Below are 15,147 nucleotides of genomic sequence, written 5' to 3' on the forward strand. Positions count from 1 at the left end.
CTGCCCGGCATCTGTCTGCGAACTCTGAGGATTGTCATGGCTGAATTACTGTTAGGCGTCAACATCGATCACATCGCTACCCTGCGTAACGCGCGCGGTACGGCATACCCGGATCCGGTTCAGGCCGCGTTTATCGCGGAGCAGGCGGGTGCCGATGGCATTACCGTGCACCTGCGCGAAGATCGCCGCCACATCACCGACCGTGACGTTCGCGTTCTGCGTGAAACCCTCGATACCCGCATGAACCTGGAAATGGCCGTCACCGAAGAGATGATCGCTATTGCCTGCCAGACGAAACCGCATTTCTGCTGTTTGGTGCCGGAAAAGCGCCAGGAAGTAACCACCGAAGGCGGTCTGGATGTTGCCGGTCAGATGGATAAAATGCGCGATGCCTGCCAGCGCCTGGCTGACGCCGGTATTCTGGTTTCTCTGTTTATTGATGCCGACCACGCGCAGATTGACGCTGCGGTGGCCGTGGGCGCGCCTTACATTGAAATTCACACCGGCTGCTATGCGGACGCTGAAGATGAAATAACGCAGGCCAAAGAGCTGGCTCGCATTGCTGAAGCCGCGAGCTATGCCGCCGCTAAAGGGCTGAAGGTGAATGCGGGTCACGGGCTGACGTATCACAATGTTCAGGCCATCGCGCGGATCCCTGAAATGCATGAGCTGAACATCGGCCACGCGATTATCGGGCGTGCGGTGATGAGCGGTCTTAAAGAAGCCGTGGCTGAAATGAAACGTCTGATGCAGGAAGCGCGTCGCTAATGGCCATTCTCGGCCTCGGCACGGACATAGTGGAAATTGCGCGCATTGAGAGCGTCATTTCCCGTTCCGGCGACCGACTGGCAAAGCGCGTACTGAGCCAAAACGAATGGGTCTTGTACCAGGCGCATCAGCAGCCGGTGCGTTTTCTGGCGAAGCGTTTTGCGGTGAAAGAAGCGGCAGCGAAAGCTTTTGGTACCGGAATTCGCAACGGGCTGGCGTTCAACCAGTTTGAAGTGTTTAACGACGCGCTGGGCAAACCTCAACTGCGGTTTTGGGAAGAGGCGGAGCGGCTGGCTGAAAAAATGGGAGTGCGTTCAGTTCACGTTACCCTGGCGGATGAACGCCATTACGCCTGCGCGACGGTAATCATCGAAAGCTAAAGTTTATCCGCATGGTGGAGCAGCACGAACTTATCCCACAGCTGCTCTTCATTCTCAATGTGCGCCGGGTCGTGAATTATCGTGCTGGGGATCGGGCAAACTTTCTGGCAGGTCGGGGTTTCGTAATGGCCCACGCATTCCGTGCAGCGGTCGGTATCGATCTGGTAGATAGCATTGCCCATTGAGATGGCCTGATTCGGGCACTCCGGCTCGCACATATCGCAGTTGATGCACTTCTTCGTAATTAATAACGCCATTTCAACCTGTTACCAGCCCCACCGGACTAAAAGATATATTCATATTTCGCGCTCAAAACATTGCTAAATCCTGTATTTTTAACCAGTATTAAGTTTGATTAAAGATAATGGATAAAGCAGGGACGTTTCGATGGCGCGCACTTTACCACAAAAGCAGATCATCCCCAATGATACTGCGCCTTTAAGTTTTGTGCTTTGTGTACTTTCAGTACGTGTTATCATTGAACTATTGGTCACGATAAACACGGTGGGATCGTACTTATGGTACAGAGAGAACAACTGCGTGAAGCTTTTTCCCGCAGGCTGGCGCAGGCCTGCAGCGAAGCAAACCTCGATGAGTTCGGGCGCGGTATGGCGATAGCACGCGCGCTGGGCGTTTCCTCCAAGGCTGTCAGTAAGTGGCTTAACGCCGAAGCCATCCCCCGGCAGGACAAAATGTACGAACTGGCGACGTTTCTTCGGGCAGATGCGCTCTGGCTTCAGCATGGCAGCGAAACTGGCTATCAAAGCGAAGGGCGCGAGAATGCGGCCAGCCATGAAGAGGCGGCCATTTATCCTTTCCAGCCGCGCGAAGAGCAGGGCTTTCGCATCGACGTGCTGGACATTGAGGCCAGCGCGGGGCCGGGGCGACTGGTCTCCAGCGAAGTCACCGAAACCATCAACCACATCGTCTACGACAGCCAGGAAGCGCTGGAGCTGTTCGGCCACCGGCCGGCTTCAACGATAAAAGTCATCACTGTCACCGGTGACAGCATGTCCGGCACCATTGAACTGGGTGACTATATCTTTGTGGATATTGGCAAAGACTACTTCGATGGCGATGGCATCTACGTGTTCCTCTATAAGGGACAGCTGCTGGTGAAGCGCCTGCAGATGACCCATGACTGCCTGCTGGTGCGATCGGACAACCCCAAATATGCTGACTGGCGCATTAGCGAAGAGAACGAACAGCACCTCAAAATTATTGGCCGAGTGATGTACAGCCATTCAATTCGCCGCCACGCCTGAGATAGCTCATCCTCAAGCTCCAGCCTCAGTCACTTACCCAGGTATGCTCCTGAGGCTGGACCCCTTGCCGCAACTCGAATGCTAACCCATCTAAAAATAATGTTATTAATCAATAGTTAATTATCAATGCGATCTTTTTTTAAATAATTCGTACTTTTGGTTCTTGACGTAATTGTACTATTGGTTCAATATCAATTCATCGGCAGGACGCACCGACTCACAAGGCAAGTGAACGCTCCTTAACATCAGGCCCTGAAAAAGGGCACATACACCAAAGCAAGAAGCTTTGGGATATCAGAGAGATATCACCAAAGTTGATTGACAGGAGGTTGTATGGACGCACAGGCACGTCGCCGCCAGCGCCGCGAAGCTAAACAGGCCGTCTGGAAAGCTGCCAACCCGCTGTTAGTCGGGGTAAGAGCGAAACCTGAGGCACGGCTTATTCTCTCGCTGGTTCGTAAACCCAGGTCTCGCCCCGACAAGGCCCTGGAGGTGATTAACATCTATGGTCTGCAAATCATTCAGCAGGCAGAGCATTATCAACGACTGCGTCAGAAGTTAGACACCAGGCAAAAGAGTGTTTATCAGGCCGCGCCTCGCAGCGAATCCGGCTTACCGGCAGCGACCGGGAAGCAAACCCGACGCGGAAAACCTGTTCCGCTGATTTAACGCCATCCCGCTTCTTTACCCCAACGGCAGTTCGACCCCTCAACCGAAGGTTCTTCCATGAACGACCAACCCGCAAATCTGGTCACGCAGTCTTTTGCGTGGCTGGCGGCGCTTGCCGCCGGTCTGGGTATCACGACACAGGATATGGTCTACATGATATTCGGACTGCTTAGCGTACTGATTTCCCTGGCTTCGTGGCTGGGCGGCAGGCTGGATGCCCACCGACAGCATCTCGAAGATCAAAAGCGCACCCGCATCCTCCAGACGCTGGTGGATGACTTGCAAACCTTAAACCGAGCCGAGCAGATTGAGATTATCAGGGCAGTCAGCGAGGTACTGAAAAAGGCAGGTAACTGATGACTCTTTCTCCCGGATTCAGAAAAACATTACTCGGATTGTCAGGGGCGGGGGCTCTAACGATTGCAGGCACGCTCCTGCCCGAGCTGGAAGGCGTGAGCTACACGCCATATTACGACGTCGCCGGGGTGCTGACCGTCTGTTACGGCCATACCGGTAAAGACATTATTCCCGATAAAACATACACCCTGTCTGAGTGCAGGCGCTGGCTTGACCAGGATCTCGGCCCAGCGGCTCAGGCGGTCTCAAGGGCCGTCACCGTCCCGGTTAGTGAGTACCAACGAGCAGCTTTGATTAGCTTTACCTACAACGTTGGCACAGCCGCTTTTCTGCACTCTTCCGTGCTCAGGATGCTAAACGCTGGAGAGTACGAACAGGCCTGCACTGGGCTGAAAAAATGGATCTGGGCGGGTGGGAAGCAGTGGCAGGGGCTTATCAATCGTCGCGAGGTGGAGTACCAGCTTTGTACCTGGCCGGAGCCGGAAGAATGAAGCCGCTGACCTCACTTGCGCTGGCGGCCTTTACGCTGCTCATTGCCAGCAGCTGGTGGTTTCACCAACGCTATGCCGTGCAAAAACAAAGGGCAGAGTCAGCCCTGGAGCAGCTGTCTCAGCAAAAAAATGAGCTGCAAAATCTTGTCCGGCGCCAGCAGGCAATAGCTGACCTGGATGTCCACTATAGCGAGGAGTTAACCCATGCCCGGCTCACCATTGAAAACCTGCAGCGTGATGTGGCTGCTGGTACTCAGCGGCTGCGCGTCAGCGCCACCTGCAAAGCCGTGCCTGACACCACCGCCACCGCCAGGCTGGATGATGCAGCCGCCCCCGGACTTACTGACGCCGCTCAACGGGATTATTTCCGTCTCCGGGAGCGAATAGAAACGAGCAACAAGCAGCTGGCGGGGCTGCAGGAGTACATCCGCAATCAGTGCCTGAACTAAGCCTCGAATTTTCGAGGCTTTTTTATTCCTACGTCAAAGAGGTCATTCCTATGTCTACATCCCTGAAGTACCCGATTGTTCTGGTTCACGGTCTGTTCGGTTTCGACAAAATTGGCGGGATCTACCCCTATTTCTACGGCATCAAAGAGGCGCTGGAGAAAGCCGGGGCGAAGGTCTACATCGCCACGATTTCCGCCCTGAACAGCAATGAAATGCGCGGCGAGCAATTGCTGGAATTTATCCGTAAAGTCCGGGCCGAAACCGGTGCGGCAAAAGTTAACCTGATTGGTCACAGCCAGGGGCCTTTGGCCTGCCGTTACGCTGCAGCGACCCATCCTGAACTTATCGCCTCGGTAACCTCCGTGAACGGCGTTAACCATGGCTCCGAAGTGGCAGACCTTGTTCGTCTGGCGCTGAAGCCTGGCCGCCTGCCAGAGTCTATCGCCAATGCTGCCCTGTCGGCTTTCGGCCAGCTGCTTTCCGCCCTGGCGGGGGCACCTCGTCTGCCTCAATCCGGCGTGGATGCCCTTGATGCGTTGACCAGCGAAGGCGTGGCGGCCTTTAACAAGAAGTATCCGCAGGGACTGCCTGCACAGTGGGGCGGCCAGGGCAAAGAGCTGGATAACGGCGTCTACTACTATTCGTGGAGCGGGATTATCGACTACAACCCGCTGAATCAGGGCGCGAACAACCTCGATCCGCTGCATGTCGCCATGCTGGCGTTTTCCATCCTGTTCACCAATGAACGTTTCCAGAACGATGGCCTGGTCGGCCGTTACAGCAGCCATCTGGGCAAGGTGATTGGCTCCGACTATTCGATGGATCACGTCGATGCCATCAACCAGCTTGCTGGCGTGGTGGCCAGCAACAGCGACCCGGTCAAGCTGTACGTCGACCACGTGGCTCGCCTGCAGGCTAAAGGGCTGTAAGCGCGATCTCAACCGCCTTCGGGCGGTTTTTCTTTGGAGAAATCAATGAATGACACCACGCGTCCGGGCTTTCTGACGCCGCTGGGCGTTTCGCCACATTATGACGATGCGCTTGATGCGGATCTTACCGGCTGGATTGTCGGTGTATCGGGGCTGCCGCCGGAAATGGTGATGGCGAAGTGGAGCGATCCGCCGCCTGCCACGCCTGAGGCCGGTATTACCTGGTGTGACTTTTTTACCAACGTGAAGCAGGCGGAAGCGTCTTTCTTCCACTCGCAGGACAGCGATCAAAGTGTACTTCAAAGCACCGAGTCCGTTGACGTGACCTGTGGCTTTTATGGCCCCGGCGCTCAGGCTGTTGCCGCTCTTTTTCGCGATGGCCTGAACGTGCCGCAAAACAATGCCGAGCTTAACCGACTGGGCCTGACGTTTTTGCAGTGCGGCGACATTACGCCGGACCCTGAATTTATCAATAACCAGTGGCTACGCCGCTACACCCTTACCGTGGCGCTAAAGCGCAGTATTGCCCGGCGCTACGGTATTCGTTCCATCCTTTCATCCGCAGTAAAAATCATTGGAGAGTAAGCTATGTCACAGGGTTTACCTGTATCTAACATTGTCAGCGTGACAGTGAATATGGCGCCGCGTGCGGCGCAGTCCCGTAACTATGGTGCGCTGCTGGTCGTCGGCGCGAGCAACGTTATTGACGCCAAAGAGCGTATGCGTGCTTATTCCAGCCTGAGCGGCGTGGCCGCCGACTTTGGTCTGGAAGCGCCGGAGTACAAAGCCGCCAGCCTCTACTACCAGCAGTCCCCGCAGCCCGCCGACCTGTATATTGGGCGCTGGGTAAAAGAAGGCGGCGAGGGCAAAGCCGGCGAAACCATCGCCGAATGCGTCTCCGCGCTGAGTGCACACTCGACCGACTGGTATGGTCTGGTGATTGCAGACGACACCATTACCGATGAAGCCGTGCTGGCCGTGGCGGCAGTCATTGAAGGCGACGGTGTCTCCCGTATCTTTGGCCACACGTCTGCCAGCGCGAAAGCTCTGGATGCCAACGACGGCACCGATATCTTCAGCAAGCTGAAAGCGGCTAAGTTTGCTCGCACTTTTGGTCAGTACTCCAGCGCTACGCCGTTTGCGGCTGCTTCTCTGTTTGGCCGCGCGTTTACCGTTAACTTCAACGGCAATAACACCACCATCACCCTGAAATTCAAGCAGGAGCCGGGTATTGCCGCAGAAACGCTGACCCAAACGCAAATCAATGCCCTGTCCGCGAAGAATGCCAACGTTTTTGTGAATTACAACAACGACACCGCCATTATTCAGGAAGGCGTGATGAGCAACGGCAGCTTTATCGACGAGCGCCACGGCCTGGACTGGCTGCAAAACTTTGTGCAGACCAACCTCTATAACCTGCTTTACACCAGCCCCACCAAAATCCCGCAAACCGATGCAGGTGTTACCCGTCTGCTGAGCAACGTTGAGCACTCCATGGCTCAGGCGGTCACTAATGGTCTGGTCGCACCGGGTGTCTGGAATGGCGCCGATATTGGCCAACTGGCTTCCGGCGACACGCTGACCAAAGGCTACTACGTTTACGCCTCTGCTGTAGCGACTCAGGCGCAGTCGGACCGCGAAGCGCGGAAAGCGCCGGTGATTCAAGTGGCCTGCAAACTGGCGGGTGCTGTGCACTTCGCTGACGTCGAAATCAATGTTGTTCGTTAAGGAGATTTAAATGGGTACTTATTCTTTTATGGATATTACGGCTTCTCTTGTAGGGCCAACCGGCGTGATTGATTTGGGCGCGGGCAGTGCGAACGGCGACACCGGGATCAAAGTGGAAATGGCAACCACAAAAAATACCATGACCGTCGGCATTGACGGCGAGGTGATGCATAACCTCTCTCCGGCCAAAAACGGCTCCATCACCGTGACGTTGATGAAAACTTCCCCGGTGAACAAAAAGCTGATGCTGGCCTACAACGCCCAAACGCTCTCCTCGGCACTGTGGGGTAAGAACACCATTGTCGTGCGCAACACTTCCTCCGGCGATTTGGTCACCGCTCGTGACGTGGCATTTTCACAGCTACCGGCCAATGCCAACGGCAAAGAGGCGGGCACCATGGACTGGAAGTTTGACTGCGGCAAGATCGATCAGCTGCTCGGGGAGTTCTAAACCATGGAAATTACCCTGAAAGCGGTGAACTACCGCATTGGCAAGCTCGGCGTTTTTGAGCAGCTCAGCGTTGCACGCAAACTGCTGCCGGTTCTGGCGGGCGTTGTGGGTGATTTTCGCAGCTTGCAGGGTAAGGAGGGCGGTAACGCCCTCGAAACCGTGCTGCCAAAAATTGCCCGCACCCTTGCCGACCTCAGCGATGAAGATTGCAACACCATTCTGTATCCATGCCTCTCGGTCGTGACGCGTGAACACATGAAGGGCTGGGTGCCGGTCTTTAGTCAGGACGCATTGTCCTTTGACGATATCGACCTGATGACGCTGTTGCAGCTGGTGGCCCGGGTGGTGGCCGACTCGCTGGGAAATTTTTTGCAAGAACTCCCCGGCAGCGAAAACCCGGCCCCGTCGGCGGTCTGAGGCTGGAGACACTGCCGGGCGGGGAGGATTACATTCTTCGCCCGGCGGAGGTCTTCGGCCTCAGCTGGCCAGATCTGAAAAGCGGCGCGGTGGATCTTTACGATATTGCGCTGATGAATGATTACCTTGAGATGCAGGCCGATAACAAGGCCTGCGTCGCACGCTGGAGAGAGGAAAATGAGCGCTAGCACACAGCTTGTTCCTTACGTCCCGATCCCAGATTTTTTTTATCAAGAAGACCTTAGCTCGCGAATCAACGCCGCTTTTGGGGAACTGGATAAAACGCTGAAAAAGGGAAAAGAAGAGGCGGCAAAAGTTGATTTTGAAAAACTGACCAAAAGTTTCGAAAACTTCAGTAATCAGGTGCTGTCTCCGCTAACTAAAGCGGGGTCCTGGTTTGAAAAGCGGCTGTCTGGCATCGAAAAGGATGCACAGGCAGCCCAATCTCTGAACGCTGATTTAGAGGCTTACAAGGCGCTGCAATACGGTGCCAGCCAGTCAGGGGCGGACATTGGTGCGCTGCAAAAGTCGATTAAAAACGTCAGTGAGTATGTGAACGGTGACTCTCTGCACGAGAGTCTTTTGAAAAGTCTCGGCGTAAAAACGCATGATGACGCTGGCTTAAAGCGGGATAACGCCGATATTTTCACGCAGGTTGCCCGTTCTTTGGGCACAGTGAACAGAGACAGCGCTGATTTCTATGCATTGAATCTGGGGATTGATGACGACACGTTGCATGCGATGCAGCGCGGATTAGGCCAGTTTGCCGAAGAGTATCAGGACTTGTCCCTCCGCATAGGCGGAAGTGCAGAGCAAAGCGCCGACCAGTCCGAAAAGTTTATGCAGTCCTGGCGTAAAGCGGACTCCGTGTTTGATTTATTGGTAGCAAAATCAGGTGGCGATCTGGCCGAGAAATTGGCTGAGCCCGTCGAGAGATTGGCCGAAAAAATGCTGGTTAAAGCGCCACAAATTGAACGCGTGTTGGACAAAATTGGCGCCGTCGTTGAACAGTTTGCTGACATTTTCGTTGATGCACTGAGCGGCACCATCGACTGGGTTACCGACGTGATGGCCTGGTGGGATCGCCTTGATGAAGGTTCTCAGGGTCTAATCGGCGGCCTGGCGGGACTAACCGCGACCTGGCTGGCTCTGAACAGCGCATTTCTCGCTTCCCCTGTCGGGATTATCCTCTCGCTGGCGGCGGCTATTGGCCTGCTTTATAACGACTACCAGAAATGGAAAGCTGGGGAAGAGAGCTTTATTGACTGGGGAGAGTGGGGACCGGTGATTGAAATGGCTGCGGACACGATCGGCAGCCTCGCGAAAACCATAAAAGACCTTATTGTTGATATTGGCAGCCTGCTGGGCATCGATTTTAGCAAGTGGTCTATCAGCACCATCTTTAAGGGACTTCTGGACAACTTTAATCAGTTAGGCGCCACGCTAAGACTGATTGGGAGTCTGATCAATGCGCTAAAAGAGGGGAACTGGGCAGAAGCAGCCAATATCGGAAAGTCATTGGTAGCAAACGGTCTGTTCCAGACGCCGTCGACCAAAATTGCGGATGGCGCAGCAGGAATTATTAAAGAGAAGCTCTCTAAGGGCTGGCAAAACTTCCAGGGCTGGCTTGCTGGAGATGAAGAAAAAGGAACTGGCGGAAAGTTATCAAATGCTGTCAACAACCTTAGCCAACCCGATCCTGTCTCAATGCTGCTTCCCGTTGGCGGGGCCGGCAATGAACGCCTGGCGACTTCGGGCGATTTCTCCACAGCGAGCAACAATACGACGCATTCCCCCACGATTAACAGTAATACCCATATCGTCGTGAATGGCGTCTCTGAACCGCGTCTGGCGGCGACCGAGACATCTGAGCGCTTGTTCAACGTTCATTCTCAACTGGCGCAGCAGTATGACAGGAGGATGAGCTAATGGATATTTTTGGTGCTTACTTCCAGCCGCGCACGAGCCTCTCAGGTTTTCTGGTACCGGATGTGGTGGTCAGCGAACTTCATACGGACACGCTGAAAATTGCCTCTCATCCCGTCGAGTTTGGCCCGAATATCAGCGACCATGCCTGGGCCGAGCCCGGCGAGGTAACGATTGATTGCTTCTTTAAAGCCGGTGGTTCGATGGTCGATTTTACCAATACGAGCGACATCAGCCCCAGACTCAACGTGGGTGCCAGTCCGGCACAGATTTACCAGCAGCTGCTTGATCTGCAAAAAAAGGCTGAACCCTTCAAGGTCATCACCCGTCGCCGCTCTTACGACAATATGCTGATCAAAACGCTAACGGTGACGACCAGCGCTAAATCGGAAAACATTCTTGGCTGCAAGCTTTCGCTAGGCGAGGTGCTCATGACCGTTGTGGATGTTCGGGATGCACCGCCTAAAACGGCGATGGATGATGGGGTAACAACGGCTTCCGTCGGTAACAAAGGCGAGAAAGTGGTTACCTCCCCGATGGGATCGGCAAAGATCACACCGCTTCAGCCGAAATCAAAATGAGGAGAGAGAATGTCAATTGCAGAAATTCCCCTCAGCGCGGATAACCAAATCTTTACGATCCAACTAACCGGGCTGACCCTGCGCATGCGGCTGCTTTATCGGGATGCCGCTGGCTGGATCCTGGATATTCTCGATACCGATGATCGGCCCATCGTGAATGGGATCCCGCTGGTGAGCGGCGCCGATTTGTTGGCTCCGTACGCCTGGCTTGGTTTTGGCGGAGGGCTCTGGGTTGGCTGTGATGGTGAAGCTCAGGACTACCCAAGTAAAACTAACCTTGGAAACAGCAGTCACCTTTACTTCGTGACGGCAGATTAAGGAGGGGGAGATGAGTGATAACTGGTCCCGCCACTTTGAGCTTCAGCTTCTCAGGCAAGACGGCAGCGGTATTGCACTTTCTGATTTTAAAGTGACGTTTAAAATCGACTGGCATGCCGGCAGTTCACCCAAAACGGCCGAGGTAAAAATCTACAATCTCTCGCCGGATAGCCTGAATCGTGTTGCACAAAAGGAGTACAGCAAAATCCGGCTGATTGCGGGCTACAACGGGTTAGAACCGGTGGTAAGCCGCAGTGAAGTGGGAAAAGTCAGGGTTGTCGAGCCTGCCGAGTGGGGGCCTCGAGACGGTATGAACCTTGGGGTGATCTTCAGCGGTGACATTCGCATCTGGATGACGGGGCGAGAGGATACCCCTGACGACTGGATTTTAATTCAGGCCGTTGATGGTCATGAGGCGCTGATGTCCGCAGTGCTTAGCGCCACGCTTGCTAAAGGCTACACGGTATATGACATGTATCAACTTGCAGCTGGCGCACTGAAACCTTTTGGCATTCTGCCCGGAAGGTTGCCGCCTTTTCCCGAAACAAAGTTTCCCAGAGGGTATACCTTCCATGGCAAGGTCAGCAGTTATCTCGATCAAATCGGAAAGCTGTGCAAGGCCACCTGGAAGTTGTCGAATGACAGACTGGACTATTTCAACGCGGCTGAAAAAGCGCACCCGCCGGTGAGTCTTAACAGCCAGAGTGGACTGATTGGAAGGCCGCAAACGTCAACCAATGCTGGTGTAACCCTGAAATGCCTGATTAACCCCACAATCCTGCTCCACGGTCAGGTGCAGTTAGATCAAAACACGCTCTATAAGCCTGAGCTGCTTGCTAAGGATGACTATATTCGCCCCTCGCCGGACGGCGTGTACGATATTTATGGCATTACCTACAACGGGGATACCCGTGGGGATCAATGGTATATGACCATGATGTGCTTCCCGGCAGGCCAGCAAATTAATGATGTGGAAGAGGCGTGGAAAAAACATTCCGCCTCTAATAAATAAAAGCCAGACCCGCCTTTGCGGGTTTTTTTATCCCTGGAGGAATCATGGCTCTGACGACTTCGGCTCTCAGCGGTGAGCTGGCCGATACGCTTGCGGCCAGCCGGGCCGCATTAAGCAACGATCTTCGGGTCGCGTTACCCGGCATCATTCAGTCTTTTGATCCGCTATCAGTGACCTGTGAAGTGGCACCGGCTATCCGGGGCGCGAAGGCGAGCAGCGATGGCACAATTGCTTCAGTCGCCTATCCGCTGCTGGTGGATGTGCCGGTTGTTTTCCCGCATGGCGGAGGGTGCTCGCTGACGTTTCCGCTTAAAGCGGGAGACGAATGCCTGGTTATTTTCGCCGATCGCGCCATCGACTTTTGGTGGCAAAGCGGAGGCATTCAGGAGCCGGTCGATGCCCGTCAGCACTCGTTGTCTGACGCCTTCGTGCTGCCCGGCCCTCAGTCACAGGCGAAAAAAATCAGCGGCATCAGCACTTCGGCGGTTCAGCTACGCAGCGAAGACGGCAAAGCCTTTGTTGAGCTGAATCCCAATAACCACGGCATCACGCTCGCTACGCCGGGAAAACTTACCGCGACGGCGGCCAGCATTGACCTGACCGGGGAGGTGAATATCAAAGGCAACGTGGCCGTGAGCGGAGATGTTACTGCCAGCGGAATAAGCCTAACGAAGCACCGTCACGGCGGCGTGCAGTCCGGCGGTGCGAACACGGGAGGTCCGGTATGAAATACCGCAGAGAGAGCAGCGACGGAGATTACACCTTTGGTCAGGGAGAAAACACCTTCCTGGAAAACTCGCCGGAGTGCGTGGCTCAGGCGGTGAGTACCCGGCTCAAGCTGTGGCAGGGCGAGTGGTTTCTGGACAATCGGACCGGCACACCTTACCGCCAGTCCGTTCTTGGCAAACAGCAGGATGACACCTGGGCATTAATGCTGATTGACCGCGTCAGCCAGACCATGGGCGTTAAGTCCGTGCTGGATGTCACCGCCGCGCGCACTGAAAAACGCACCGTAACCTTCAACGCCACCATCGACACCGTTTACGGTCCCACCACTTTAAACAGCGAGGCATAAATGGCCCTCAATTCTGAAACGCTGGGGTTATCGGCAACGGTAACGGCCCAGGGGATAACCGCGCCTGATTATCAAAGCCTGTTAGGGACTTTGATGGATGCGTTCAGGCAAATCTACGGCACCGATGCGTACCTGGAGCCGGACAGCAAAGACGGGCAGCTCATCTCGCTGGTGGCGCTGGCCATTCATGACGCTAACAATGCGGCGATTGCTTCTTACAACAGCTTTTCGCCTGTGACGGCAATAGGGCGGGCGTTATCTAGCAACGTTAAGATCAACGGTATTGTCAGGCGGGCAGCGACCTTCTCGACGGTCGACCTGCAGCTGACTGGCATTCCCGGCACGACCATAACCCGTGGCTCTGTCAGAGATGACAGCGGCGTGACGTGGTTTTTGCCTGAGGGAGTGTCGATTGGTGTTGATGGATCGGTAATCGCCACCGCAACCTGCGCCAGCAGTGGCGTAATGGCGGCACCTGCGGGGTCTATTACCATTATGGGTACCCCAACGCGCGGCTGGACGGCGGTCACGAACCCTCAGGCTGCCACGCCGGGCGTGGCGGCGGAAACCGATGCCGAATTACGTATCCGGCAGTCGCAGAGCGTTGCCTTGCCTGCGCTCACGCCGTTCGAGGCGGTCGAGGGGGCGATTGCCAACATCGCAGGGGTAACGCGCCACAAGCTCTACGAAAATGATACCGGCGCTATCAACGCCAATGGCCTGCCTCCGCATTCCATCGCTGCGATTGTGGACGGCGGAGATGTGACGGACATTGCCCAGACGATCAGAGGCAAAAAAGGCCAGGGCGTGGCAACCTTCGGCACGACGTCCATTGTGGTGCCCGATCTCTACGGCAATCCCCACAGCATTGCTTTCTCTCGGTCCGGCAATGTGCCGATTTATGTCGACATCGTGCTGAAAGTGTTCACTGGCTATACGTCGCAAATCGGCGAGCAGATGAAGCAGGCGATTGCCAATTATATCAACGGGCTGGGGATTGGCGACAGCGTGCTGCTGAGCCGCATTTACTCACCGGCCAACCTGGGCGTAGTCAGCGGCGGGAAAGCGCGTTATTACGACATCACCGACTTGCTGATCGGTAAATCTACCTCTGCGGTCGCGGCGGCAAACGTCAATATTGGCTACAGCGAAGCCGCCTCCTGCAGCGTGGACAACATCAATATCACGGTGAGCTCATGAGTAAATATACCGGGCGCATCACCAGCTACCACGCCAGCAAGCCCCTGTTTTTTGCTCACGTGGATCTGAGCACCCGTCCTTTCACTGAGACCGCAATGATCACCGAAAGCCTGATCGATGCGTTTGATATCGACACTGCGGTTGGGGTTCAGCTTGATGCGCTGGGGCAGTGGATTGGGCGAAGCCGCATCGTTAGCCAGCCGATTTCCGGCGTCTATTTTAGCTGGGACACCGACGGGCTGGGTTACGACCTGGGCGTGTGGCAGGGACCTTACGATCCCGATGCAGGCTACACCTCACTGAGCGATGAAACCTACCGCATCATCCTCAAGGCAAAAATCGCGATGAACAACTGGGACGGGCAGAACGACACGCTGCCCGCGATTCTGGACGCCGCCACGGCAGGGGCGGGTTTGCGAATGCAAATCGTCGACAACCAGGACATGACCATTTCTGTCTGGGTGCTGCCGGAAACGGATATCGCAGACGTTTCTCTGGAGCTTATTGCGGCCATCAAACAGGGCTACCTGACGGTGAAAGCCGCCGGCGTTTGGGCCGGAGACATTCAGACGCCTTCGGTAGAAGCGCCGTCGCAGGGCGGCAAATTCTTTGGGTTTGATATCAACAATCACTATATCGCCGGTTTTGACGACGGCGCATGGGAGAGGAAACTTTAATGGCTACAAATCAGTTTAAACCTTTTGCGACCAGGCCTGACGCCAACGTCACGCCGCAAAGTGAATGGGAAAATTTGCCCGCGCTGTTAAGCGGCTTTGCCGGCGGTAAAGCCAGCAGCGCTCAGGTGAACAAAGCGCTGCGCCAGACGTCATTTATTGCCGCCGCGCTGGCCCAGTTCGTGAGCGATAAAAGCGGGCAGGACGTGCTGGACGACGGCGATATCACCGCTTTCCTCGCGAAGCTCACCGCCGGCTTCGGGAAGCAATATCTCAGCCGCCAGAATCCGTTCGCGGATATTAAGGCCGATGGCACCGCCGCGGTTTCTTCAGCTCTCGCAAACCTTGGTTTGGGGGAAGGATCGGCTTTGCCGGTTGGTGTGCCTGTTCCGTGGGCGTTGTCTGTAGCGCCGGCAGGATGGTTGAAATGCAATGGCGCAGCGTTTTCAGCGGCTCA

22 protein-coding genes are annotated in these 15,147 nt (G+C 55.2%); 21 read left to right on the forward strand and 1 reads right to left on the reverse strand.

The genetic code is table 11. The features are described from left to right. The first annotated feature begins 36 nt into the window (after positions 1-36). Both pdxJ and acpS read left to right on the forward strand, forming a co-directional pair. Positions 37-768, forward strand: a complete 732-nt coding sequence (pdxJ, locus tag ACR6JA_RS21785; RefSeq protein WP_213716918.1) for a pyridoxine 5'-phosphate synthase — start codon at positions 37-39, stop codon at positions 766-768. Then, a complete protein-coding gene (gene acpS, locus ACR6JA_RS21790; RefSeq protein WP_008459499.1) occupies positions 768-1,148 on the forward strand; it encodes a holo-ACP synthase in 381 nt (126 codons plus the stop codon). Before pdxJ ends, acpS begins: the two co-directional genes overlap by 1 nt. Here the strand turns inward: acpS and ACR6JA_RS21795 are convergent. Further along, entirely contained in the window at positions 1,145-1,405 is a 261-nt protein-coding gene (locus ACR6JA_RS21795; RefSeq protein ID WP_494492614.1) for a YfhL family 4Fe-4S dicluster ferredoxin, read from the reverse strand. The two genes, acpS and ACR6JA_RS21795, sit on opposite strands and share 4 nt — an antisense overlap. Before the next feature lie 261 nt (positions 1,406-1,666). Between ACR6JA_RS21795 and ACR6JA_RS21800 the strand changes: the two genes are divergently transcribed. From ACR6JA_RS21800 to ACR6JA_RS21890, 19 genes are all read left to right on the forward strand, one after another. Further along, positions 1,667-2,413, forward strand: coding sequence for a LexA family transcriptional regulator (locus tag ACR6JA_RS21800; protein WP_008459494.1), 747 nt, complete (start codon positions 1,667-1,669; stop codon positions 2,411-2,413). A gap of 333 nt (positions 2,414-2,746) precedes the next feature. After that, on the forward strand, positions 2,747-3,082 hold the full coding sequence (locus ACR6JA_RS21805; protein ID WP_213716916.1) for an antitermination protein N: 336 nt from the start codon (positions 2,747-2,749) through the stop codon (positions 3,080-3,082). Positions 3,083-3,139: 57 nt separating this feature from the next. Further along, on the forward strand, positions 3,140-3,439 hold the full coding sequence (locus ACR6JA_RS21810; RefSeq protein ID WP_008459490.1) for a hypothetical protein: 300 nt from the start codon (positions 3,140-3,142) through the stop codon (positions 3,437-3,439). Then, on the forward strand, positions 3,439-3,930 hold the full coding sequence (locus ACR6JA_RS21815) for a lysozyme (RefSeq protein WP_494492615.1): 492 nt from the start codon (positions 3,439-3,441) through the stop codon (positions 3,928-3,930). The genes ACR6JA_RS21810 and ACR6JA_RS21815 overlap by 1 nt, the downstream gene beginning before the upstream one ends. Further along, a complete protein-coding gene (locus tag ACR6JA_RS21820) occupies positions 3,927-4,379 on the forward strand; it encodes a lysis protein (protein WP_494492616.1) in 453 nt (150 codons plus the stop codon). Before ACR6JA_RS21815 ends, ACR6JA_RS21820 begins: the two co-directional genes overlap by 4 nt. A 50-nt stretch (positions 4,380-4,429) precedes the next feature. After that, positions 4,430-5,308 carry an esterase/lipase family protein gene (locus ACR6JA_RS21825; RefSeq protein WP_039305791.1) on the forward strand — a complete coding sequence of 293 codons (879 nt, stop codon included), beginning with the start codon at positions 4,430-4,432 and terminating at the stop codon, positions 5,306-5,308. Between the two features lie 45 nt (positions 5,309-5,353). Next, positions 5,354-5,893 carry a phage neck terminator protein gene (locus ACR6JA_RS21830; protein ID WP_085541533.1) on the forward strand — a complete coding sequence of 180 codons (540 nt, stop codon included), beginning with the start codon at positions 5,354-5,356 and terminating at the stop codon, positions 5,891-5,893. Positions 5,894-5,896: 3 nt separating this feature from the next. Next, positions 5,897-7,036, forward strand: a complete 1,140-nt coding sequence (locus tag ACR6JA_RS21835; RefSeq protein ID WP_494492617.1) for a DUF3383 domain-containing protein — start codon at positions 5,897-5,899, stop codon at positions 7,034-7,036. Positions 7,037-7,046: 10 nt separating this feature from the next. Continuing rightward, complete coding sequence (locus ACR6JA_RS21840) at positions 7,047-7,487, forward strand: phage structural protein (RefSeq protein ID WP_213716907.1); 441 nt, start codon at positions 7,047-7,049, stop codon at positions 7,485-7,487. A gap of 3 nt (positions 7,488-7,490) precedes the next feature. Next, the gene (locus ACR6JA_RS21845) at positions 7,491-7,904 is read left to right on the forward strand and encodes a phage tail assembly chaperone (protein WP_494492618.1); all 414 of its coding nucleotides are present in this window, start codon (positions 7,491-7,493) and stop codon (positions 7,902-7,904) included. A 177-nt stretch (positions 7,905-8,081) separates the two neighbouring features. After that, positions 8,082-9,833, forward strand: a complete 1,752-nt coding sequence (locus tag ACR6JA_RS21850) for a phage tail tape measure protein (RefSeq protein ID WP_494599479.1) — start codon at positions 8,082-8,084, stop codon at positions 9,831-9,833. Next, complete coding sequence (locus ACR6JA_RS21855; RefSeq protein WP_494492619.1) at positions 9,833-10,411, forward strand: phage baseplate protein; 579 nt, start codon at positions 9,833-9,835, stop codon at positions 10,409-10,411. Before ACR6JA_RS21850 ends, ACR6JA_RS21855 begins: the two co-directional genes overlap by 1 nt. A 9-nt stretch (positions 10,412-10,420) precedes the next feature. Continuing rightward, positions 10,421-10,729: a phage baseplate plug family protein gene (locus ACR6JA_RS21860; RefSeq protein ID WP_494492620.1), complete on the forward strand. Its 309-nt coding sequence runs from the start codon at positions 10,421-10,423 to the stop codon at positions 10,727-10,729. 10 nt (positions 10,730-10,739) lie between these two features. Then, entirely contained in the window at positions 10,740-11,741 is a 1,002-nt protein-coding gene (locus tag ACR6JA_RS21865) for a hypothetical protein (RefSeq protein ID WP_494492621.1), read from the forward strand. A gap of 44 nt (positions 11,742-11,785) precedes the next feature. Continuing rightward, complete coding sequence (locus ACR6JA_RS21870; RefSeq protein WP_213716895.1) at positions 11,786-12,469, forward strand: Gp138 family membrane-puncturing spike protein; 684 nt, start codon at positions 11,786-11,788, stop codon at positions 12,467-12,469. Then, positions 12,466-12,816 (forward strand): contractile injection system sheath initiator, encoded by a 351-nt coding sequence (locus ACR6JA_RS21875; protein ID WP_494492622.1) that lies wholly within the window; start codon positions 12,466-12,468, stop codon positions 12,814-12,816. The genes ACR6JA_RS21870 and ACR6JA_RS21875 overlap by 4 nt, the downstream gene beginning before the upstream one ends. Then, positions 12,817-14,016, forward strand: a complete 1,200-nt coding sequence (locus ACR6JA_RS21880) for a baseplate J/gp47 family protein (RefSeq protein ID WP_494492623.1) — start codon at positions 12,817-12,819, stop codon at positions 14,014-14,016. Then, positions 14,013-14,693, forward strand: coding sequence for a DUF2612 domain-containing protein (locus ACR6JA_RS21885; protein ID WP_494492624.1), 681 nt, complete (start codon positions 14,013-14,015; stop codon positions 14,691-14,693). Before ACR6JA_RS21880 ends, ACR6JA_RS21885 begins: the two co-directional genes overlap by 4 nt. Further along, a partial coding sequence (locus ACR6JA_RS21890; RefSeq protein ID WP_494599484.1) for a tail fiber protein occupies positions 14,693-15,147 on the forward strand: 455 nt, incomplete at its 3' end. The genes ACR6JA_RS21885 and ACR6JA_RS21890, both read left to right, overlap by 1 nt.

This window comes from Cedecea sp. B1(4) (genome assembly GCF_059414925.1).

Excerpts from the sequence above, each read along its gene's own strand:
- pdxJ (WP_213716918.1), top strand. The coding sequence starts at position 37 with ATGGCTGAATTACTGTTAGGCGTCAACATCGATCACATCGCTACCCTG.
- ACR6JA_RS21820 (WP_494492616.1), top strand. The coding sequence starts at position 3,927 with ATGAAGCCGCTGACCTCACTTGCGCTGGCGGCCTTTACGCTGCTCATT.
- ACR6JA_RS21870 (WP_213716895.1), top strand. The coding sequence starts at position 11,786 with ATGGCTCTGACGACTTCGGCTCTCAGCGGTGAGCTGGCCGATACGCTT.
- ACR6JA_RS21860 (WP_494492620.1), top strand. The coding sequence starts at position 10,421 with ATGTCAATTGCAGAAATTCCCCTCAGCGCGGATAACCAAATCTTTACG.
- ACR6JA_RS21880 (WP_494492623.1), top strand. The coding sequence starts at position 12,817 with ATGGCCCTCAATTCTGAAACGCTGGGGTTATCGGCAACGGTAACGGCC.
- ACR6JA_RS21795 (WP_494492614.1), bottom strand. The coding sequence starts at position 1,405 with ATGGCGTTATTAATTACGAAGAAGTGCATCAACTGCGATATGTGCGAG.
- ACR6JA_RS21830 (WP_085541533.1), top strand. The coding sequence starts at position 5,354 with ATGAATGACACCACGCGTCCGGGCTTTCTGACGCCGCTGGGCGTTTCG.
- ACR6JA_RS21855 (WP_494492619.1), top strand. The coding sequence starts at position 9,833 with ATGGATATTTTTGGTGCTTACTTCCAGCCGCGCACGAGCCTCTCAGGT.
- ACR6JA_RS21845 (WP_494492618.1), top strand. The coding sequence starts at position 7,491 with ATGGAAATTACCCTGAAAGCGGTGAACTACCGCATTGGCAAGCTCGGC.
- ACR6JA_RS21840 (WP_213716907.1), top strand. The coding sequence starts at position 7,047 with ATGGGTACTTATTCTTTTATGGATATTACGGCTTCTCTTGTAGGGCCA.
- ACR6JA_RS21815 (WP_494492615.1), top strand. The coding sequence starts at position 3,439 with ATGACTCTTTCTCCCGGATTCAGAAAAACATTACTCGGATTGTCAGGG.
- ACR6JA_RS21885 (WP_494492624.1), top strand. The coding sequence starts at position 14,013 with ATGAGTAAATATACCGGGCGCATCACCAGCTACCACGCCAGCAAGCCC.
- ACR6JA_RS21810 (WP_008459490.1), top strand. The coding sequence starts at position 3,140 with ATGAACGACCAACCCGCAAATCTGGTCACGCAGTCTTTTGCGTGGCTG.
- ACR6JA_RS21825 (WP_039305791.1), top strand. The coding sequence starts at position 4,430 with ATGTCTACATCCCTGAAGTACCCGATTGTTCTGGTTCACGGTCTGTTC.
- ACR6JA_RS21835 (WP_494492617.1), top strand. The coding sequence starts at position 5,897 with ATGTCACAGGGTTTACCTGTATCTAACATTGTCAGCGTGACAGTGAAT.
- acpS (WP_008459499.1), top strand. The coding sequence starts at position 768 with ATGGCCATTCTCGGCCTCGGCACGGACATAGTGGAAATTGCGCGCATT.
- ACR6JA_RS21850 (WP_494599479.1), top strand. The coding sequence starts at position 8,082 with ATGAGCGCTAGCACACAGCTTGTTCCTTACGTCCCGATCCCAGATTTT.
- ACR6JA_RS21805 (WP_213716916.1), top strand. The coding sequence starts at position 2,747 with ATGGACGCACAGGCACGTCGCCGCCAGCGCCGCGAAGCTAAACAGGCC.
- ACR6JA_RS21875 (WP_494492622.1), top strand. The coding sequence starts at position 12,466 with ATGAAATACCGCAGAGAGAGCAGCGACGGAGATTACACCTTTGGTCAG.
- ACR6JA_RS21865 (WP_494492621.1), top strand. The coding sequence starts at position 10,740 with ATGAGTGATAACTGGTCCCGCCACTTTGAGCTTCAGCTTCTCAGGCAA.
- ACR6JA_RS21800 (WP_008459494.1), top strand. The coding sequence starts at position 1,667 with ATGGTACAGAGAGAACAACTGCGTGAAGCTTTTTCCCGCAGGCTGGCG.